Origin of the sequence: Paenibacillus eucommiae (genome assembly GCF_017874215.1) — a bacterium.
Taxonomy (GTDB): Bacteria; Bacillota; Bacilli; order Paenibacillales; family NBRC-103111; genus Paenibacillus_AI; species Paenibacillus_AI eucommiae.
The window spans coordinates 255,025-277,083 of sequence record NZ_JAGGLB010000001.1; the positions used below are offsets into that span (position 1 = coordinate 255,025).

Below are 22,059 nucleotides of genomic sequence, written 5' to 3' on the forward strand. Positions count from 1 at the left end.
AAAAGCCGGAAATACAATTCCGGATCCCGCTCCTCCACTGCTATGGTTTCGAAATTTTCCCGCTGCTCAATTCAGAAGGATTGAAACCAAACTGCTTATGAAATGCTGCCGCGAAATGACTGAAATTCGCATAGCCAACCATCCCCGCGGCTTGACTGACGTTCATCCCGCTATAGCTCATTAGCTCCCAGGCCTTCTCCATGCGCCTGTCGCGCAGATAAGCGTAGACGCTTTTGCCATACATCTCCTTAAAGCCCACCTTCAGCTTGTAATCATTGAGTCCGACCAGCCTCGCTAATTCCAGTAAGGAGGGCGGTGACTCCATTCTGTGCAGCAGCAGCTGCTTGGCCTCGCCAATTTTACCCTGCTCCGTACGAGATAGCTGTGATGACTGCCTTCTGCTGCCGTCCAGCTCAAGCAGGAAAATTTCCAGATACCTGTAAATCAGCTCAAGAGCTCTACTCTCAACAAATAACTCACGCATTCCATGTGTATAAGGACAGTTTATAAGCTCATGCAGCAGCCGGGTGGTTACTGAATCCACCGGTTTGCGGAACATCCTGAACGATTTCGAACGCAGTAAAGCTGCGAAGCTCAGGTTATCTTTTTTTTCAAACCCGCCAACATAATAATCGAATAATGCCACAGGAATTCCAATGGCCACAGAACGAAAGTCCTTTCCTCCTTCATAGCCAAAAGAAGCGGAAAAATCACGGATCAGCTGGAGCGAACAACTGTCCTGCAGCAGCTCGTGCTTCTTGTGTTCCGCGACCTCCACCTCTCCGCTGCCCTGCATACAAAAACTTAACTCTGCCATAGCAGCGGAAGATTGCATCTGAATACGGCTATCCTTTCTCATACAGAAATCGGACTCGACAATTTCCATGCCCGAAGCTGTGGCCATTCGCCTGATCTTTCCTTCGCCAGCTGCTTGATCCATCTGCATCATTTCCGAGCCCGCCGATGGCTGCCGCGACAGGAACATGGAATCATAATAAACGTTAAATAGCCGCTGTATATCAGGAGAACCCGCCGCTGTTGAAGACTTCGCATATGGATGCATCTGTACCTCCCATTTTCAATTGATAACGATTATCATTATAAAAGATTATCAGCAGTGAAACAAGCTTCATTCAAAATAAATCCACACTGAACTCTGATTCGCATTGTTGCAAGGACAAATTGGCCTCCCCTCCGCTGACAGGTGTTTGTCCCGCACTTCTTGTTTAATTGCCTGTTTCTATTGTATAATCAGTTTGATTTACCTTCAATTTCAATTCATAGCAATGGGGGTATACAACGTTGAAAACCCATTACTTTGATCTTCCGCAGGACGCCCATATTTTTAATTTTGGCGAATCTCCGCCCGGAGCACCTGCTTTATTAAAATCCATTGGCTGCTCGGAGGTGAATTTCACTCCGTATATATGGAACGGGCTGAAACGCGGGCAGGCAGGCAATTTTATCTTTCAATATACTTTGAAAGGTAAGGGCATGATCAGAATTGGGGAGCAGCTTTACACGCTTGAAACAGGCAAAGCATTTCTTGTAGATGTACCTAGCGATCATGAGTACTATTATCCAGGAGAAGACGAAGGCTGGCTCTCTCTCTTTATCGTTCTCAGTGGAGAGCATGTGAACAAATGCTGGTCCGTTATCCGCCAGCAGTTAGGCAGCGTCACCGTATTCGAACCCGATTCGTTCGTTATTCGCTATTTGGTTCGTCTTTTTTGGGAAGCCTGCCAAGGTCATCTGGTAGACGGCTTCCAGTCTGCAGGCGCAGCTTACCAATTCCTGACGGAATTATACCGGTCTGCCCATCACAATACCTGCACCCCCTCTCCTTTACCCGATTCGATTAAACGGGTGGTTGACCTTATTGACAGCGATTACCGGACCTTAACCGGTCTAGATGAATTGGCGAACCGGCTGCAGGTGTCTAAATTCCATCTCACCCGCTCGTTCCATCAACACACCGGCACCACGATTATGCAGCACTTTACCAAAACCCGCATGAAGCGTGCCATCGAGCTGCTCTTGAACACGAACGAAAATCTGGAGTCCATCGCCCAGGAAATCGGTTATCAGAACGGCAAATATTTCTCCAAAGTATTTCGCGAACAAATTGGCATCCCTCCGGGCCAGTATCGTACTATCTACCTCAATTCCTAAACAGATTCAGAGTCTCAAACACATTCTAAATTTTATACCGCGAGAGCCGGTGCCCGGTGTTGCACAGGGCTATATGTATACGCTTTCTTTGGTACTTATCAGGTTCAGGTCCGGCTGCAGGCAGCCGGGTCTTTTTTTTATGAACTATTGGCCAGGAAAGTAACTTCTACTGGCAGTTCGTTATCCATTTGATCGTGGCAGGTTCGGCACTTTGGGGCTGAGCGGAAAGGAATCAGGGGAGGATGCGGGTTAGTAGCAGCCCGCCCTCCGCTGAAATGAGCGTACGCCATTTAAGACGATGTTTTTCATCGTTAAAGCATCAGCTTCTCTCAGTTGCGTGGGCTCTTCATCTCCAGCTCCTGCACCCGTTAGGAAATCTCCTCTAATCAAGAGGGAGACCCTTGCTGGTTGTCCGTTTGAGCTTGGTGTTCGTGCGATTGTAGCTAAAGAGAGGTAAGGGGTGTGGGAGGAAGAGCAATAGCGTCCGCCTTTAAAGATTTGTTCCTACCTCATCATCCATTTCATTCAAGGGAACAAATCTTTAACAGCGGCTGGAGCCCACGCCCCTTACCTCCGCAACGCTCCCACGTCACGAACACGCACCTCAAGAGCGCCACAAGTCACTTTTCATACTCCACCGCAAAAATGTATACTTTCCTCACAACAAAGTGGAATTGAATATAGATACCGCTAATTATATATTATTACTAACAACTTGCTAAAGCTGCCTGGACTACCAAACATACCAAGAAGGGAATGATCCTGCTAATGGATGTAAAGCAATTTGGAGCCAAAGGAGACGGAGTAACAAATGATACCGCGGCCATACAAGCAGCGCTTAATGCTGCTGTAGTATCCCCAACGGAGATCAGAAGTGTTTATTTTCCTGCCGGAAAGTATATGGTTACAGGGTTGGTCAATAACAGCCGGGTAGCCATGGTCGGCAGCGACCCGCAAAATACGGCGCTCATCGGAATGGATGCAACAACCCCAATCATTACGTACAATAACGATTTAAGCCAGGTACTGCTGCGTAATATAACCATAGACCGCTCGGTCCCCGCGACAGCAGGAGGTTACGGGATATACAGTGCAGCATCGGGCATGGGATTTCATTTCGAAAATTTATATATTCGAAACCAGGACATCGGATTACTCCTGGAAGGAAATATCGCGGGAGCCTGGTTTGTTGATAGTATGGTTATGGACAATGTGCGAGACGGTGTGCGGGTTGCGATTAGCAATATGACGTTCTCTAACGTGTACTCCATGAATAACGGCGGGTCCGGCTTCTATTTTTACCGGGGAACGGGCGGCTTGTACATGACCAAATGCGAATCGTTCAACAATGGCGGACATGGCGTATGGATTGGGGCATTGGACAAGCAGACAGATCATATTTACGATGTGCTGCTGGAGCAGCTGTCGATTGGCACAAATTTGGGTTACGGTATTTTACTGGACTCCAACGGTGCAAATATTTGCATTTCCGACAGTTTTATTGAATATGCCGGCAGCAATCCGAGCCAGACTGCACTGAACAATCGCGAAGGGATTTACATTACCCCATACAATCAGAAGGTCGATATCAACAACTGTATTGTGGTATGGAATGCGGGTTCGGGAATGACGATTCTGGCTGACGGGGTTAAAGTGAATGGCGGCATCTATGCTTTGAATTCCCTTTTGTATGCGGGGACCTATGCCGGAATTGTTGTCGGGGAAAATGTAAAACGAACCATCATACGTGGAGTTTCCTCCTGCCGGTATACGCAGGATCTGGCTGCTACACAGGGATATGGCATAAAGCTGCTTGCGGGGGCTGACGAATATCTGGTAGCCGATAGCGATTTAAAGAACAATTTGACAGGGGCAGTGTACCTGGATACAGCAGTGGGAAAAAAGGGTAAAATAAAGGACTGCATGGGCTTTAATCCCATAGGAGCCATCAGTCCGCAGCCAGCCGTTCCGGCATCGGGCGTGGTCTTTGCCAATTCATATTCAGCCACCTGCCAGGTGTTGATTCATGGAGGAGGCGTAACCTGGATCGGTAAAAACGGGCAAGGTATTGCTGGGATGCAGTCCGGTACGATCACGCTGGAGCCGAATGAGACGATTCAGATCAATTATACATCGGTTCCGTATTGGACCTGGTTCGGCATGTAATCCGGCAGTAATAGCCGTAGCTGCTATCCTCTCGGGACTATTCAGGACTATTTACATTCCGGACGAATTTAGGAAAAGCAGGACAAGTCCAGGGCTAATCTAGGATCATTCTTGAATTTGTCCTGGATCTGTCTTGGATTTGTCTTGGACCATTCATGGATCTGTCCTGGACCATTCAGGGACCAATCATAGATCTGTCCTAAATCTGTCCAGGACTAATTCGGGCCCTTAATGACTGTTCAATTCTTTCCCACTGTGCCATGAAGAAACACATGAATCGCTTTTTGATACATATTTAATGTCGATTCGTTGTTTGAGGTACGTTTGGACATTTCCCCAAGTCCCATAAGCAGCCCCTCCAGAATAAAACCAAGCGTCCAGGCGTCATCAGATTTCAGCTCGCCCGCCTCCATCGCCTGCTGCAGCATCTCCTGGTTGAACTGAATATGCTCTGTGAGGTAATTAGCTACATTTTCTTGCACATCGCTTCTTTCCCACTCACTAGTTATAAATTCATCCGTCGCTTTGGTCAGCGGGTGATTTAGATCGTTGGCAACCAGGTGCTCCGCAAAACCATACAGTTTCTCTTCTATGGTAGTATAGAGCTGCTCTTTCTCACTCCACTGCTGCTTCCACTCCCGGTCCCATTCGTCCAAAAGATGCAGGAATAGCCCCTCTTTGCTTTGAAAGTGATAATAGATGTTGCCTTTGCTGCTTCCGGTAGCTGCTACAATATCTTCAATCGAAGTGGCTGCATACCCTTTTTGACCAAACAATGCCCGCGCAGCTTCAGCCACCTTTTTTTTAGTTTGCTCGCTCTGCAACTGCTTTTTATTCAACTGCTCCAGCCCCTTTTCAGATATCGGCCTTGCGTAACGGATTTTTCTCAGATTGTGCATGTCTTTTATAATAAATGACAATGGTGATTAGTACCATACATTCTGACAAAGGAACAGCCAGCCAAACACCCGTAATCCCGATGAGCTTCGGAAGTATCAAAATTATCGCTAGCATTAGAATCATTTCACGCGCTGCTGTAATCCAGGTCGCCATTCTCACGCTGCCAATCGATTGGAAATAGGTCATCATCACGAAATTAATCCCCATAAACAGGTAAGCCATCACGAATATCCTCAATCCGCTCACCGCAAGATCCGTCACTCCATCACTAAAGCTGCCAAAAATACCAACAATCGGAACAGCAGCCATTTGCACAATCAATAGCAGGGCCACTCCCGCCCCCAGCGCTGTCTGGACCGCGATCCGGATCGTACGCCGTTTACGTTCGTCCTGTTTGCCGCCATGATAATAACTGATCAGTGGTTGTATCGCCGAGCCCATTCCCAGAAATGTTAATAAAATAATGCTATGAATATAATTCATAATGGAAAACGCGGCAACCCCGTCTGTCCCTGCAATCCGCTCCAACGAAAGATTATGAGATATCGTAAAAACCGAAAGCCCGACCTCGGCCAAAAAGCTTGGAAACCCGATAACAATAACCGTAATCAGCAGAGTCTTGTCCCATTTGATACGCCGCAGCTTTAACTGATTTGCCTTTTTGAGAAAATGCGTTAGCAACACAAGCAATCCCAGGAAAGCTGCGAGAATCGTACCGAATGCAACACTGGCAACCCCTAATTCAAGTACATATAAAATGATGTAATTGATAACAATATTGGACAGCGCAAAGGTAATATGTGCCACCATCGACAGATTCGGGTTGCCGTCATTGCGGACAAATACACTCAGCGCATTTTCCACCGTAAATACAAAGCCAAACATCAGCATGACCTTCATATAGGCGGAAGCATAAGGATACGTCTCTGCATTGGCCCCAAGTCCATATATAAGCGGATCCCGAAAAATAAATGCAGTGATTCCTATCACCAGTGTAGCCACAAAAATAATCGTCACCGAATACGTAAAAACCGTCTGCGCCCTAAGCCGATCCTTGGCCCCCAAGGCATGAGAATACACGGTTGCACCGCCAATACCAATCCAGAGCGACATCGCCACAAAAAGCGAATACACAGGACTTGCAATCCCTAGCCCAGCCAACGCCGTTGATCCCAGCTTGTTGCCAACCATTACACCATCGACCACAATATTGACAGCAACCAGCAGCATCCCAAGCATGGATGGGATCAAATATCGAAGGAATGCTTGCCCAACGGATTGTGTATCCAGTAAATGTAGCGTTTGTTGTTCTTTCATCATGCACTCCCCCGGTAGCTTTCCGATTACATACTGAACGTTCGGTTTGTATTATAGCATAAGAACAAAAGAGATACAAATCTTGACTGAAATCTTGACTGAGTACACTCCGTACAGTCTACAGAATCTGGCTCAGCGATGTTTGGCTGATGGGTGCGCACTTTAATGATGAAAAACATCACTAAAGAGCACTGTTCCTAAAAATTTCGGTAGCGTTTAGTGATGAAAAACATCGTTATCGAGGCCGAAGAGGGCCTCAAACACGACAAGAAGGCTCGTTAGTGATGAAAAACATCACTAACGAGCCTTCTTCCTAAAAATTTCATCGTTTAACGATGAAAAACATCGTTACCGGCGGTAGTACACCTCGACCAAACCTTTCCCCCATCTAAAATCTGTTTTGACCAAGGGAAAAGGGTTCAAAAGGGTTCTACGTTCTACCACCAATCTCACTCTACTGCCCCAGCTTTTTCATGAAGCTTTATTTGATTTTTTCCAACAGGTTGTAAACTGCTTGTGCGATCTCGGCGCGACTGGTTGCATCCTTCGGAGCAAATCGGCTATTTAGCTTGCCCTGGACAATTCCGTTTTCCGCAGCTGCCTGGATGAAAGGCCGCGCCCATTCGCTTGCATCAGCTTGATCCACAAATTCCTTGAATCCTGCACCACTTGTAATCACACTTGTAATACCAGTCACCTTTACTTCATTTGATAGTTTCTTCCCAGTTTTCCATTCATAAGCACGCAGCAGCAGTACGGCCATTTGCTCGCGGCTAACCGGTTCATTTGGCGCAAAACGGTTGCCGCTTACACCGTTCACCAGGCCGGCTTTGACCGCAGAAGCAATCGCAGCTGCATACCAATCGCCAGGCTGGACATCGGAGAAAGGCACGTCAGCCTGCTCATTCACCCCAAGGATACGTACAAGCAGCGCAGTGAACTCCGCTCTGGTAATCGGACGCTGTGGGGCAAAGTGCTCATCGTCCACTCCCTCGATCAAATGATGAGCGGAAAGCACCTTGATCACTTTCGCCGCCCAGAAACCCGCTGGAATATCTAAAAACGTTTTATCATATTCCAACAAAGCATACCTACCAGCTAATCCTTCTTTCGTTTCCGTCTTTTTCATCATTTTGGTCATTTCGGTCACATCAGTTATTCCCGTCGTTTCCATCCAATTTCCTTCAATTGCTCCACCCTTATATTCCAGCTGCCCGGCTTCACCAACGAGGTAAATACCAAGCAGCTGCCTATCCGCATTCGACGGTATCTTGAACCCGACCTTCAGTAGATGATCAAATTTGCCAATGGCAATTCGACGTCCATCAGCCGTAATTAACGATACCGCGATGTCATATACCGGACTAGCCGCATTCAGCTGAGCGTAAATATTGCCTGCCGCTCTACCCAGCATCTGATTAGCGTCGCTTGTCGAAAGGGCTGCCATTTTGAGCGAAAATCTGCCCTGCTTACCCTCACTCTCACTCGCCCCTGCTGCTGCATGCATCAATAATTCGCTGGTTATTTCTACTCTCACATCTCCAGCCGTAACCATCAAGCGGTTCCCATTGAGCATTTTTCCAGCATCGCTGGGTAGAATGATTTCTCCAGTGTCGGCTGATAAGACGATTTCGATCTTCCCATCCTTGGCAGCCTTCAGCTCATCAGTGGAAATATCACGTATTTTGCTTCTTCCTTCAGCTCCGTGGTCACTGCCTTCTCCAATACCTTTGCCTGATGAAGAGTTCGCGGGCGGCATGCTTGGAGTTGGCGATGGTGTTGGCGTGGATGTTGGCACCGGTGTTGAAGTTGGTGATGGCGTTGGAGTCGGTGTTGTTGTTGGCGATGGTGTAGTCTCCTCCGACACAACGATCTGATATACGCCAGCGGATAGCTGGATCGTTAACAGTTTATTGGCTGGATCGAAGCTGTATTCGCTACTGCCAAGCTGATTACCGTCAAGCATAACCTGCCCTGCAGAAGAGGCATGCAATTGCAAGGATTGAGCTTGCTTAAGCTCCACGATTCCTTGCCATTCCATCGTATCTGCGATGAAATCAAAGGCAGCATTGAACGGCTCTTCTCCCTGCAATAGCACGACACAGTCATCTTGAAGGAAGGTGCCGCCGCTTAATTTATACCCCGTGACATCGCCGGTTCCCTTGCGGCTAACGACCGATTGATCGGCATCACTATGAATTCCTTCTATTAAATACTCGGAGCCTTCTGTTTTGAATAGGACATAGTCGGTTGTGGCATCATTGTCTTCCCGTTCAATTTTTGCACCGATTGCCCCAATGCCCTGTACCCGCTCTGCAGCAATCTCCTTCTCGATCTGCGGCTCAGGATCGCCGCCGGACCCGGCAAGGGTAAGCTTGATCGTATCAACTCCCAAGAAGTAGTTGTCGGAAGCTGCGTTTTTGCCAACAATTTCATAACGAATCGTATGTGTTCCCGCCTGAAGCGTTACATCGCCATGATGGAATGGGCCTGCCGCCTGAACCTCAGCATTGTAGCCATCATATACGCCCCCAATCTGCTGGCCATCCAGATAAGTCTGCACCTTTCCGTAGGAGGGGGACTGAATGAACATCGTATCGAGCGCATAGGTTCCGGCTTCATCGACATTAAATTCGAGCGTCATGTAATCTCCAACCGTATCCGCCCGGTAAAAAACCAGCTGTGTGTTGGCGGCCTCGACGACTTTGACCAGCTTGCTGGATGTCTCGAGTGGCGGCAGCAGCTCTGTTGCCCGGTACTGGCCTTCAACGTGAACAGGAGCCGCCTTCAGCACAGTCAAGTACCGGAAATCAGTTGCCGGGGCTCCGCTCGATACTTTCGAGGAATAGCCGTAGCTTTCCGCACCCGGGTAAAGCTGTGTCGTAATCGGCATCGGACTGGAGCTCAGAAATTTTGCCGTTAAGGCCGCCCTGCCGTTGTTCACATATAAATTGTTCCCCTGTGTTGTCTGTCCGAAGGGCACCGTCTGTCCATCAACTGCCATTTCAGACAGGCCGCCATTGTAAAGCACCCAATCGAATGTTCGGGGTATATCTGCTTTCAAGTCATCGAACATAACGAAATAGTCAGGCTTCATATAGACGATATGGCGGTCGAATTTCTCCAGCTTCGGGCTTGTATAAGCCCCCGCAGCCGAGCCTTTCACGTAATCATAAGTCGGAGACAGCATGCCCTTCGTTAAGCTGCCCCCACCCAATTCCGACTGCCCCTGGCCATCGACTTGAATCGTGCTATGACCCATCCGCACAGTGAAATCATTCGCCGGACCCGGCGTATAATCCTGATATCCAGGATCAGCCGCAATCCAGGAGCGGTTGATACCGATCTGGAAGCTGTTCTGGTCGTAATGATTGTGCCCCAGCCGGGAATTGTTGCTGGTGAAGGCGAACAGCGTATCATCATTTTCCCAGCCTGAACGGAGTGCCGCCCACCCGATTTCATCAAGCACTGCAGATGCAGGCCAATCATCAGGCTGCGTAATCACTGGCTGCGGATTAAAATACAGGAAGCGCATAAATAGATCCGATTCCGTCCTCGTTTCATCCATGTACCAGCCTGCATGGCCATCCTGAAGTCTATTGTTGATAACACTCAGTGTCGGCACGGAATAGCTGCCATATTGCGAATCGGAGAATTTAGCCCAATCGCCGCCTCCCGGCACCAGGAAATAAGTCAGCCAGCGGACGATAAAATCATTCAGGTAGGGATGATCGATGAACTCCGAAAGCCCTGTTGCCCGCGAAATGCTGTCGATCGCCCTCATCATATTATCCATAGTATAGGCCGAATACATTAATCCTTCCTGTTGGCCGGAAGACATCCGTGAATCCATATACCACTGATAATAGTTAGCCGCTCTGGTCAAGTATTTATTCGCATTTGGCAGCTTGCCAAGCACGGCCGTTGCTCCCACACCAAGAGCGATAGCGCGCAAGGCTTCAATATTGTTGTCTACCCTTCCCGTTGAATCGATGTAAAGCGGAATCAATCCCTTGGACTCCAGCGCGTTTTCGATCTGCGTCCGTTCCACCTCTGTCAACAAATCGTACAAAGTATCATAAGCCATGCTGACACCTAGTGTGATGTGAGCTGTGTCCAGACAGGTTATGCCTTCACATTGACTGCCAACATCCGTCCATGAATCCCAGGTCGTCATCGCAAGCAGGTACTGCTTGGCCTTATCAGCAAAAGCCTGCTCCTGAGTAATGACGTACGCCAGACTGAGCGCTTCCAGCCGATCCTCGATCGCTCTGCTCATCGCTGTCCAATAAGGGTATCCGATCGTTTCAAAACCCGGCGGATTCGGAATCGGTCCAGGCTGCTCCGGTGGCAGGGGGAATGTAACTCTAAACTCATCATAATAATGGATGGTGAAGTCCGTTTCATCCAAGTAAGGCCGGGCTTTGTTTTCCAGTGATGTCCATATTTGTTTGCCGGTCAGGCCAAATGCAGTATGGACATCATCGTTGGCTTTCGCGCGGAGAGCGGGAAGATCACTGCTGGTGAAAAAAAGACGCGGATGATCATTCACAAGAAGCGGAAATTCACGAAGCGGCTCGGTTGGGGCAGGTCCGAACACAGCTTCATCGAAATAGGCACTGCCGATGTTAGTACCATGCAAATATAAAAGAATCGTCGCATAGGCTGCATCCGGAGGTGCAGCGCGGTTAAGGACAAGCTGCTGCCAGCTGCCTGACGCTGAGTTCGTACCAACCACCACGTCGATCCGCTCATCGGAACTGTTCCAGTATTCAAGATACAATTGGGATACACCTGAAACGTTATAGTTCATAACGGAGGCGCGATATGCCTCCCCCGGCGTTATCGGCAAATGTACACTGCGCATGCCAGTCGCATGGACGGGTGAAGGATCATCCAGCTTAACACTGTACGTTCCCGAGTAGACGATATCCGTGACGGATTGATAGAGACTGTTTCCTTCGAAATCGCTCCAATTGCCCGGCTTTCCACTTATAACATCCTCAAAGCCGAAATTCGGGTCTGATGCAGACAGCGCTGCCTGCAGCGATGCGTTGTCAAAATAGGAGGTGCCCACATTGGTCATATGCAAATAAAGCAGCAGCGTTGCATAAGTAGTGCCGGCTGGCGCTTCCCCCACAATTTCGAGCCGGTTCCACTGGTTCTGTGACGGGTTGCTTACGTACTGAGCACCGATGCGCTCATTGGAACTGTTCCAATATTGCAGATAAAATTGGGATGTTCCCTCCACGTCATACGCATATACACTCGCACGATATGTTGTCCCCGGTGTAACTGGAATGTGAGCGCTCTCTATTTCTGTCGAAGTGATAGCGCTGGTATCGTCCAGTTTGACGCTGTAATTGCCGCTGCGAACGTAAACGCTATCAGAAATGGACGTGACAGAGCCGCTGGCTCCCTCCACCCACTGCCCGGGCTTGGCGCTTACAACTTCCTCGAAATCAGCGTTTGGCAGAAGCTCGGCAGCGGCCTGAACTTTTGCAGATCCTGCCGGAATAATCATTGAAGAACAAACAATCATGAATATCAATAATTGGCTGATCAGCTTCTTTTTCATCATGTACTCTACTCCCTTCATGTTTTAAATAAGGACTAACCGGGCTTGCCTCATTCCCTGGTGACCTGGTGACCTGGTGATTTGAAGAATAGATGACATTTTTGCGAATCTATCTCCAACAGATCGTAAACCACCTCCTTTCCCTTAAGATAGAGCCCGCGAGCTGCTTACCCTTTCACCGCACCGACCAATTGCCCGTGAATGAAGTATTTTTGTACGAATGGATACACCGCAATAATCGGTAAAATAGTCAGCATAAGCGCTGCCATCTTCAGGTTTTCCGGATGTACCTTCGGTGCCTGGCTGGCCAGCACTTTCTGCGTGGTCGAATCGACCAGAGCCGAGTTAATCAAGATGTCGCGCACCTGGAACTGCAGCGTCCACATCGAACGGTCACGAATGTAGATCAGCACGCCGAACCATTCGTTCCAGTAGGAGACTGCGCTGAATACGACAAACGCCATCGCCATAGGCAGGACAAGCGGGACGATAATATTGAACAAAATGCGCGATTCGCTGGCACCATCGATTTCTGCTGATTCCATAAGCTCCTGTGGCAGCTGGTTAATCTGATTGCGGAAAACAATAATGTAAAAAATGTTTACCACCGCCGGCAATATAAGAGCCCAGTAAGTGTTGTTCATGCCCAAACCGTTAATCAGCAAATAAGTAGGAATCAAGCCACCGCTGAAATACATCGGAATGATCAAATAAATGAACAGGAATCCGCGCCCGAGCAGATGCTTATGCGACATGGCATAGCCTGCGGCCAGCGATAAAATAATCACAAGCGTCGTGTTGACTACAGTCAAAAAGATGGTATTAAATAACGTCCGCAGGAACTGCTTGCTGTAGGCCAGGTTTTTGTAGGATTCCCAAGTAAATTCCTTCGGCCACAACCCTACTTTGCCCTGTTCAAGAGCGTCATAGCTGCTGAGCGAGATGGCGATTGCATTGATAAAAGGTACGATAATTGAGATGCAGAACAAAATGAAGAGTAAGTAATTGACTACTTCGAATATTTTTCTTGACGTTGATCTGTGTACCATAGCCGTTCCTCCTGCTTCCTAATAAAGTCCCATGCCTGTCGTTTTTTTCGACAGCTTGTTAGCCGTAACCAGCATTAAAAAACCAAGCAGGCTTTGAACAAATCCGATGGCAGTCGTCAAGCTGTACTGGGCCCTTTCGAGACCTAAGCGGTATATATACGTGCTCATTACGTCCGATTCATCAAGCACGAGCGCATTCTGCATCGTAAAAACCCGTTCAAAACCAACATCAAATATGCTTCCCAAGCGCAGCAGCAGCAGTAAAACAATCATCGGTACCATGCCCGGCAGCGTAATATGCCATATTTGGCGTACCCGCCCCGCTCCGTCGATGCTGGCAGCTTCGTATAAGCTGGAGTCTATACCAGCGATGACTGCAAAATATAAAATGGCCGACCAGCCGATCTCCTTCCATAAGCCTGCAGAAACGAGAATGCCCCGAAAAAAATCTTTTTCCGTCATAAAGAAAATTTCCGTACCTCCGAACCACTTGATCAGTTCATTCACAAGTCCGGTTGATGGAGACAACATTTGATAAAATATACCTGAAACGACTACCCACGAAAGAAAATGCGGTAAATAAGAGATCGTCTGTGTCACCCGTTTGAACGACTTGTTCATGATCTCGTTCGCCAGAATCGCGAATATGATCGGCGCTGTAAAGCCAAATACGATATCGTAGAAGTTCAATATCAGCGTATTTTTCATCACCATCCAAAATGTCTCATCGGTCAAAAAGTACTTAATATGCTTGAGACCAACCCAGGGACTGTTGAAAAATCCTTTAAATGGAGAAAAGTCTTCGAATGCAATAATGATTCCGTAAATCGGAATGTACTTAAAAACAAATGACAAAATAAATACGGGAGCCAGCAGCAAATAAAGGGAAAACAATGTTTTTCGATACACTCTTTTGCGCTTCTTCTTAGGTGGTGCAGGCGATGTTTCAAGCGCGACATTCATACATTACAGCCTCCTATAGTTTGGCGTTTAGTCTATACAAAATGGTTTTCCAAGCAAAGTACAAATCGCCGCTCTTCGTCAAAGCCGCCGTATGGACATGCCCAGGCAGCTCACAGTTACGCTCCAACCGGCCCGTTCGGACGTTAAGCACGAGCAGATCTTTCCCAAACACGGCTGCACGTTCGCTGTCCAACGCGACAAGCGCACCACTTGATTGCTCCATATCGATGCTATCAACAAAGGCCATCGAGTGAGTGTCGAACAGATGCATTTCGCTACCAGCAGGAACGAGCACTCTTCCGCCGACGGCCAGCACAAATCCGAGCTTAACGCCTTGAGGGAAAGCGTGTTTGAACACAACACGGCCTTCTGGCGACCAAACGGCGAAATGGCAGTTTACATCGTCGTTATACGGCAGCCCGCTTGCATATCCATTCGTCGCAAAGTAGATATGCTTCTTATCTGCAGTAAGACCACTCACCTGTTGACCGGGAATAGGATCGTACCACGAACTTACCTCCTGTGTGCTTGGATCGATACGTGAGAGACCGCCTCCGTAGGTGCCGTAGCTGGCCGACCAGCCCGTCCATATGCCGCCATCCGGTCCAAGATTGGTCCGGCCGGTCGGCCTGATCAGGTCCGGAGCGACTGAGCGCAGCGTCTTCGGATTAATGTTGTTCAACTGGTCCCATGGCTGCTGCGGATCATAAACAATATGATCGCCACCAGCGTAGGCGGAGAGATACAGCTTGCTTTCCAACAGCTGCATGCCATATACTTCACCTCCGCTATTGCAGACGTTAGATGAATTCCAGTAGGTGCCGTCCTCCGGATTGCAGCTGAATATCGTCTGGCCGAACTCAGTCGCCCCCCAGATCATTCCGTTATCATCCGCGATAACTGTGTGAATGGCGGTTGGAGGCGTGGGGACGGGGATACTTCGCAGATCAAGCCTTCCTCCATCCGCATCCGCAAGAAAGTAGTCCTGTCCGCATACGCCCGCCCAGCTTCCACTAGCCAGCTTGATTATAGGACGATTACTGCCGTCCGGAAGAGCTAGCCTGTTCATTTCCAATTGTTCGATCAGCCCTTCACCCGATATAGGAGAAAAGGTTTTGGGGTCGAAAAACTCAAAGCTGCCGTTATATTCCGTACAAATAAAATCATCCGTAATTTGTCGCACTTCCGCCCCAGGCGTTCCAAAATCGAAAAAGGATCGAGTCCCGATATGGTAAGCACGAAGAAACGAGCTGTCATAGCCTCCAATAATGACCATATGTCCCGGCACCCCGCCATATACGGTTCTGCTATATTGGTCGCGTGGATTGTCCGAGACACGGCCCATCGAATCAAGCGTATGCCTCTCGGGATCGTACCGCAGCAGCAGGCATCCCGGATAAGTGCCACCATACACCATTCCGTCCGAACCAAGGGCCAAATTCCATATGTAAAGCTCATTCTCATGCCGAAGCGGCTTTGCCCACGTTCGCGATTTCAGATCAAGGCTATGCAAGTAGCCATAGCTCTCGCAGGTGCCAACAAGCAGCCGCCCGTACTGCGGCAGATATAACAATGCCCATGCTCCGGTATCCCCGGGCAGCTGCAGCACCTCTCCCCTACCTGTCTCCGTGTCGATGAATATAAGATTGCCCGTTGAGCCTTCGATGCAATTGGATAATACGAACTTCTCGCGCCCGTCTTGCGGATCGATAAAAACCGTCATCCCCAAAATATTAAAATTGCGGCATGGCTCAGCTACTGCGGTGTAATGTTTAACATTAGCCCCCATAAATCTTCTAATTCCTCTCTTAGGCAAATTAAAAATAATAGTAGTGATTGGTATCCTGTCTGTTACGATGGAGCCATAACTGGCTGCACGAGACTTCAAGGTCGCGCAGCCAGCAGCCAAACATTCTATTCTCCTATTGAACCATACCTTCTACCTTCTACCTTTTACCTTCTAACTTCGGATACCTTCCAGATTCATCCTACCAGCCAGCTTCCTTCACGCCAGCCTTCAGTAATTCTTCCTTATGCTCGGTCAAATATTTCGTATATTCCTCATAAATAAATCCGAATTTCTTCTCAAACTCCTGCACCCGCTGATCGAACTCCTGCATCGTAATTTTGCCCATGATCGCTTCAACTGTAGCTTTGGAAATGAACTTCGCCTCTTCAGGGCGTTTTTTTGCCACTTCGTCAGATAGAACAACGAAGTTGTCTAACCCAAGTCCGGTCTCCATCGCCTGATCATTCAGCATCTTCATCGCGTCGTACATCCGTTTCAGCTCGGCCGGGTCCTGCACCATTTCTGCTTGTGCCTGCGTCACTTCTTTACCATCTGCGAACCCGAAGACGATACCAAGATGCAGCGCCCAAGTACGGCTTTTATCAGCAAGCTTCTCAACGATCGGAACTCTTTTGCCATCGTTCACCGTATACGTCTCGCCTTCTTTCCCCCAGAAAACCGCCTCATGAAGCTCGTCGGAAGCAAATCCTTCGATCACTTTCCAGGCCCGGTCGGGATCTTTTGATTTAGCAGAAATGTAGACTCCATGGCCTGCGATTGGCATCCAGCGGTATGGCAGCGTATATTTCACATCTTTTAATACGGACGGATATGTTTTCAGTGGTGGCGCCCAAAGCCATTCCTTCGTCTTATCTTCCGGCTTCTTCGGTACGCCGCCTGGAACATATTGATCCGCCGAGTTGTACTCCCAGAGCACGTTTTTATTTTTTACCTTTTCGTAATATTTAGCATTATCATTGACGGCAAACTCCTTATCCACAATTCCTTCGTCATAAAGCTGCTTATACAGCTCGACTGCTGCACGGTATTCCGGCAATGTAAATGTACTGACTGCTTTGCCGCCATTTACACGGTACGTATAGGGAGCTGCGCCGAACATGTTAAAAATCGGTGTCCCGCCATAAGAGAATGTGTAGTCACCGCTGACACGGTTGGACAAAATAATCGAGTCGGGCTCGGCTTTTTTCATCGTACGCATCATATTGACCCATTCATCAATCGTCTCTGGCCATTTGTTGTTATTGTATTTCATAACAAGATCATAACGGACGGCAATACCGGTACCCTGCGGGGTGTTTTGCGCTGCCATCGGGATACGCCAGTAATTTCCTGACACCTTGTCTTTCGCCAGCTCCATCATCTCAGGAGTCACGTATTTCTGCAGCTGCGGTGAATTATCGTAATATTTCTTCAAGTCGATAAAAGCGCCTTCTCTGGCACGTTGGTCCGTCTCGTCAATGAACCAGCTATGCACAATGTCAGGCAGCTGACCAGAGGAGAGCAGCAGGTTGAACTTCGTTTGGAAATCCTGATAACTGGGCACTTCCATGTCGAGGTCAACGTTCGCATAATCTTTAACGATATTGATAAACGGGTTATCGCTTGGATCCACGCCATCCGGATGCGGAACGCCGGAATCACCCATAAACATTTTCAACTTGATGCGCGGTTCCTCTACTTTTGCGGAGCTGCTAGATGTGCTTGTTGCCTCCGGAGCAACAGTTCCCGTATTTTTCTCAGAATCGCCAGACTCCCCGCCACTTGAGCAGGCCGAAATTATGACTCCCATAAGCAATGTGATAGCTAACAGCATGGAACGGAACAGATTTGTTTTTATTCCTGTCATTTAACAACATCCTTTCAATATTTTAGAAATAACAACCAAGATAATAACTAAAATTTATAAAAAATAATAACAAATGCATTCAAACACAGATTTTCACTTATCGTCATTATCCTATCCTGTAATCAAATCAACGATTGCCTCCTTCACCAACCGTTCAATGACGGGGTCAAAGGGCGACGGTCTGCCTTGAATAAAAAAGAAACTGCGACCCTCATAGCCACCTTCCTCCAGCTGCCTTTCAGTCGGGACATAGCCTATATTTCCATTGCTGTAGCCGAGCGGAATGATGGCCCCTGCTGATATTTCCTTCATAAAATGACCATATTCGATAACCATCTCCGCATTCATTGCCACGATCGCCAATTTATCAAACAGACGGATATAGGTTATTTCTAATGTTTCCAAGGGCTTCATGCTTTGTGGATTAGCGAGTAAAGAACGGCTCCAGCTTCCCATCATGCCTGGATCATTCACGCTTGCCTTAAGCTCTTCCAAAGTTGGCATGTACCGGTAGGGCAGCTCTATCACTCGATGACAGGCCAGAAACGAAGCAGATTCGAGCCGCCTCATCGGACGACGGACAACCGCCATCACCTCTTGCGTTAGCTCACTGGCCAATTTCCGAACCTCTGCATCACTTCCTTCGCAATAAAGACCATCCCGGATGAGGCCAGGGCGAACATCCCCGCAGCAGCCTTGCATAAACAAAGATACAACGTCACCATCATGCTGCTGCTCGATAGCATCCATCGCCGCTCCGGGATAATCGGATGAATAATAATCTTCATACGTCGTAGTCGGGTGGCATGTGTAGTGGACAAGTAGTGCCTTAACCTCGCCGTCAGGCTTTTGAAACCGAATGACCGTAACTTCCGGGTCAATCGGCCCGTTCTCATCCGGCGCCATCAGCCACTGTCCGTCCACAAGCTTGCGCCGGTTCGAAGCGAATGTGCACGTACCGCTCCCCCGCTCTGCCAGCACGGGCTGCATATCGGTCATCGCCTGTCCGATTCCTTCGATGATCGCCTTCTCGACAAAGCCCATGTAACCATCAAATTCAGCATCATACGAGCTGTCTATGGCCGATGCATCGAATCCGTATACCGGATACGGCGCTGAATGCGTATGGGTCGCATGCAGCACGATCGCCTCCATGTCAATCCCCCATCGCTTGGCAATTTGCGAGCGCAGGCTGTCGACACATGACTGGGGAAAAAAAATGATATCAACAGAGATGAATATCGAGTTGTGCTGCCTTCCATCCTTTTCTTCCACGCGTATTATAAGTACACGGGCATGGAGGCGATGCTTGACTCCTTTACTCGTTCGCGGAGAATCGCTCGTCATGATCAGATGAAGCGGTTCGTCAGGAGTGATGTCCATTTTGGCGGTGCCGATATCAAGAGCGTTGTTCACCTTCACTATTTTCCACCCGCTTCCCTTCTGGTGTCTTTCAGCGTGGATTTGGTGTCTTTCGCGTTGACTCACTCACCCAGTGCCTATCGCCAATTCAGTAGTTTGGCTGCGTTCCCAAATGCAATTGCATCGACGTCTTCCTGAGTCGCATCCGTTACTTTCAGCTTACTGAAGGAGGCTTCAGGGATATAGAACGGGCTATGCGTAGCAAACAGCACTTTATCGAACTTCTTGTTTTGCTTCAGCTGCTTGACGGTATCGGGCTCCTCCAGGCTGGATATATCAATCCAGACGTTGTCGAGTGACAACAGCGCCTCCGGCACCTCGTGTATGTACAGGTTGCTAACAATAAAGCGCTGTTCCGGGAAATAAGCCATCATCTTAACTACTTGTACAATGTCGATATCCTTCACCAGCATAAGCGGGTGCTGACCGCGCATATCTTCGACGCGCATTTGGATCGAGATGATCAGCCTATGCTGACCGGTCAGCTTTACAAGCGGCTCGAACCTTTTTTCATGCACCTCATACATGTGGTAGTTCGGCAGCAGCTTCACTATTTGCACCCGTGCGTCGTCAGCAGCCCTTGCCACATTCTCATCCCAATTCGCATAGGACAAGTCTACAATCGGCACAGGAGAGAAAAAGTCGTCCTTGACACCTGCAAGCAGCTCCTTGTTCGCCCTTGACGGGTCCTGTTCCAGAATAGCTTCCGTTGGTGCTACGAAAGCCTTTGCCACCTGAAGTGATTCCAGCCGCTCCCGAAGCTCTACCAACTGAGTGAACCGCTGCTTGGTAAACGGCCACTGTCCCGTCCATACGGACATATCAATCAGCGAGGAGACTTTTCTCATTGTGCCGCCCCCTTGTGGAAAAATCGCTGCGCATTGCACTGCAATACTTTTTCCCGCACTTCCTCGCTCATATCAACCGACTCGATTCGTGCCAGCTGCGTGGAGAATGCACGTATCGGGTAATCGGAACCATACAGCACTCGATCCGGCCCAAGCTCCTCAAGCGCCCGCTGTAAATACCCTTCCTCCGGCTGCGAACCCGAGGTGTCGATACATACATTCGGATATTTTTTGATATCCATAATTCCGCGCAGCTTACTCCCTGTAAGGTGAGCCATCAAAATTCGCAAGTCCGGATGCCTCCTCGCCACCTCCGCGATTTGGGAAGGGGTCGATTCGTAAGCGTAGTTCTCGACCGTTTTATACCAAGCGTGGAACAGCAGCGGGAGATCATGCCGCTCCAAATAGTTGTAGATGGGTTCATACCTGTCATCATCCGCATACAGAGAGACGTGAAATTTCGCCCCAATAAGCGGCCCCTTCAGTATGTATTGTTCCATCAAATCAAGCGTAAAGTCGTATGGCAGCAGCGGACAAATGAACAACAACGGAAGAAAGCGGCCGGGAAAGGCATTCGTGATTTCTGAAAGCGCTTCCGCCTGAAAAAGCATCTCATCCTTACTTGGAAAATAAGTCCCCGTCCATTGCGGATTTGGCAAAAGACACGTTTGCTTGATTCCTGCCATTTCCATATGGTGCAGCGTCTCCTCCACTTGCGGACGCCACGGCTGTGACTGCGAGAAAAATACGTGCAGATGACTGTCGATGATCAACTTGTTCACCTGTATACACACTCCCCCATAAATTATTATTATTATTTTTGCTCTTCTTTTAACCCCCTCAAGCTTATTGCTTTTCGAATGGGGAGCATTTCCTCCTCATTTCCTATATGATATAATGGAAGTATATGTGAAGCGCGTCAAATATGGGATTTTATCGGCCATTATTTTACTGGAGGTTTATTAAATGACTAACATCCCAGAGCACATGGATTTGTCTGATAATCCGAAACAGGGGCCTCTGCCATTATATTGTGGGATGTATGAAATCATTTCAACTCCCCTGCATTTTCATGAACATGTGGAGCTCTCATTGGTGATTGAAGGAAGCGGTACAGAAATCGTGAATGGAAAAGCACACCGGCTCAGCCCAGGCGTTGCCTCCTTTATGCTGCCAAATCATTTGCATGGTATTCAGTGCGATGCCGGACATCCAATACTGAAATACTGCTGCACGTTCGATATTAACATCCTGCTGAACACCTCCTACGATTCCGAATGGTGCAGCCTGCTTTACAAAATCGGCTCACAGTTCCCTTCCTTTGTTGAGCTTTCTTCAGAAGAAACCAAATGGATGAGCGATATATTCCACAAGCTTCTGTTGGAAAGCAACCCGACACTGCCCAGCCCAGGCCGCAACAGCATTATCTGCGCCATGGTACTTGAAGCACTCTTGAGATTCATACGTGCTGTCAGCAATGTGCAATCTGCCGAAACTTTACAGGAGCCTGCAATAAAGCAGCCTATCTGGCCCATTTTGCATTATCTGCATATTCATTACACTGACAAGGTTTCTCTGGAAAGTTTGTCTGAGCATTTCGATGTAAGCGTTTCATATGTTAGCCGACTTTTCAAACAATATATGGGAACAAGCTTTCTCAGTTATCTTCATCAACTGCGCATTGAGTCTGCAGTTAATCTGCTGACATCCACCCACATGTCGATTATCGACATAGCCGCTGAATCCGGATTTGAATCCGTCCGTACCTTCTCACGTGTATTCCAAAACCTGAAAAAGGTCACGCCTAGCGAATATCGTAATACTCAGCACTGAGATCGGATAATAAATAACCTTCTTAATCTTACATATTATACAAATTTTGTTTTTTTCAAAAAAGGACCTAGCCAATATGGCTAGGTCCTCTTTTAATGAAGCTTATTTGAATCGTATCGAGGCCAGTCAGCACGCCTATCCGACTGTTTAAAAAA

14 protein-coding genes are annotated in these 22,059 nt (G+C 48.3%); 3 read left to right on the plus strand and 11 right to left on the minus strand.

Features of this window, described 5'->3' with window-relative positions; all coding sequences use genetic code 11:
* Positions 1–40: 40 nt before the first annotated feature.
* Positions 41–1,063, minus strand: coding sequence for a helix-turn-helix domain-containing protein (locus tag J2Z66_RS00850; RefSeq protein ID WP_209968669.1), 1,023 nt, complete (start codon positions 1,061–1,063; stop codon positions 41–43).
* 239 nt (positions 1,064–1,302) lie between these two features.
* On the opposite strand from J2Z66_RS00850, the gene J2Z66_RS00855 reads away from it, so the two are divergent.
* Both J2Z66_RS00855 and J2Z66_RS00860 read left to right on the plus strand, forming a co-directional pair.
* Entirely contained in the window at positions 1,303–2,172 is an 870-nt protein-coding gene (locus J2Z66_RS00855; RefSeq protein WP_209968672.1) for an AraC family transcriptional regulator, read from the plus strand.
* 768 nt (positions 2,173–2,940) lie between these two features.
* Positions 2,941–4,338, plus strand: a complete 1,398-nt coding sequence (locus J2Z66_RS00860) for a right-handed parallel beta-helix repeat-containing protein (RefSeq protein ID WP_245375183.1) — start codon at positions 2,941–2,943, stop codon at positions 4,336–4,338.
* 239 nt (positions 4,339–4,577) lie between these two features.
* On the opposite strand, the gene J2Z66_RS00865 is transcribed toward J2Z66_RS00860, so the two are convergent.
* The 10 genes from J2Z66_RS00865 to J2Z66_RS00910 form a co-directional block, all read right to left on the minus strand.
* Positions 4,578–5,177 (minus strand): TetR/AcrR family transcriptional regulator, encoded by a 600-nt coding sequence (locus tag J2Z66_RS00865; protein WP_209968675.1) that lies wholly within the window; start codon positions 5,175–5,177, stop codon positions 4,578–4,580.
* A 16-nt stretch (positions 5,178–5,193) separates the two neighbouring features.
* A complete protein-coding gene (locus tag J2Z66_RS00870; protein ID WP_376774351.1) occupies positions 5,194–6,558 on the minus strand; it encodes an MATE family efflux transporter in 1,365 nt (454 codons plus the stop codon).
* Between the two features lie 478 nt (positions 6,559–7,036).
* A complete protein-coding gene (locus J2Z66_RS00875; RefSeq protein WP_209968677.1) occupies positions 7,037–12,136 on the minus strand; it encodes an S-layer homology domain-containing protein in 5,100 nt (1,699 codons plus the stop codon).
* A gap of 164 nt (positions 12,137–12,300) precedes the next feature.
* Complete coding sequence (locus tag J2Z66_RS00880) at positions 12,301–13,182, minus strand: carbohydrate ABC transporter permease (RefSeq protein WP_209968680.1); 882 nt, start codon at positions 13,180–13,182, stop codon at positions 12,301–12,303.
* Positions 13,183–13,200: 18 nt separating this feature from the next.
* Positions 13,201–14,145, minus strand: a complete 945-nt coding sequence (locus J2Z66_RS00885; RefSeq protein WP_209968683.1) for an ABC transporter permease — start codon at positions 14,143–14,145, stop codon at positions 13,201–13,203.
* A gap of 13 nt (positions 14,146–14,158) precedes the next feature.
* Positions 14,159–16,054, minus strand: a complete 1,896-nt coding sequence (locus tag J2Z66_RS00890) for a ligand-binding sensor domain-containing protein (RefSeq protein WP_209968685.1) — start codon at positions 16,052–16,054, stop codon at positions 14,159–14,161.
* Positions 16,055–16,133: 79 nt separating this feature from the next.
* Entirely contained in the window at positions 16,134–17,801 is a 1,668-nt protein-coding gene (locus tag J2Z66_RS00895; protein WP_209968688.1) for an extracellular solute-binding protein, read from the minus strand.
* Between the two features lie 111 nt (positions 17,802–17,912).
* A complete protein-coding gene (locus J2Z66_RS00900) occupies positions 17,913–19,223 on the minus strand; it encodes a neutral/alkaline non-lysosomal ceramidase N-terminal domain-containing protein (protein WP_209968691.1) in 1,311 nt (436 codons plus the stop codon).
* Positions 19,224–19,300: 77 nt separating this feature from the next.
* Positions 19,301–20,071 (minus strand): amidohydrolase family protein, encoded by a 771-nt coding sequence (locus J2Z66_RS00905; protein WP_209968694.1) that lies wholly within the window; start codon positions 20,069–20,071, stop codon positions 19,301–19,303.
* Complete coding sequence (locus J2Z66_RS00910) at positions 20,068–20,853, minus strand: amidohydrolase family protein (protein WP_209968697.1); 786 nt, start codon at positions 20,851–20,853, stop codon at positions 20,068–20,070. Before J2Z66_RS00910 ends, J2Z66_RS00905 begins: the two co-directional genes overlap by 4 nt.
* A 184-nt stretch (positions 20,854–21,037) precedes the next feature.
* Here J2Z66_RS00910 and J2Z66_RS00915 point away from each other — a divergent pair, with 184 nt between their 5' ends.
* Entirely contained in the window at positions 21,038–21,904 is an 867-nt protein-coding gene (locus tag J2Z66_RS00915; RefSeq protein WP_209968699.1) for a helix-turn-helix transcriptional regulator, read from the plus strand.
* Positions 21,905–22,059 lie beyond the last annotated feature (155 nt).

Coding starts and splice junctions, on each gene's coding strand:
- J2Z66_RS00880 (WP_209968680.1), bottom strand. CDS start 13,182: ATGGTACACAGATCAACGTCAAGAAAAATATTCGAAGTAGTCAATTAC.
- J2Z66_RS00895 (WP_209968688.1), bottom strand. CDS start 17,801: ATGACAGGAATAAAAACAAATCTGTTCCGTTCCATGCTGTTAGCTATC.
- J2Z66_RS00905 (WP_209968694.1), bottom strand. CDS start 20,071: ATGAGAAAAGTCTCCTCGCTGATTGATATGTCCGTATGGACGGGACAG.
- J2Z66_RS00875 (WP_209968677.1), bottom strand. CDS start 12,136: ATGATGAAAAAGAAGCTGATCAGCCAATTATTGATATTCATGATTGTT.
- J2Z66_RS00915 (WP_209968699.1), top strand. CDS start 21,038: ATGACTAACATCCCAGAGCACATGGATTTGTCTGATAATCCGAAACAG.
- J2Z66_RS00870 (WP_376774351.1), bottom strand. CDS start 6,558: ATGATGAAAGAACAACAAACGCTACATTTACTGGATACACAATCCGTT.
- J2Z66_RS00860 (WP_245375183.1), top strand. CDS start 2,941: ATGGATGTAAAGCAATTTGGAGCCAAAGGAGACGGAGTAACAAATGAT.
- J2Z66_RS00885 (WP_209968683.1), bottom strand. CDS start 14,145: ATGAATGTCGCGCTTGAAACATCGCCTGCACCACCTAAGAAGAAGCGC.
- J2Z66_RS00850 (WP_209968669.1), bottom strand. CDS start 1,063: ATGCATCCATATGCGAAGTCTTCAACAGCGGCGGGTTCTCCTGATATA.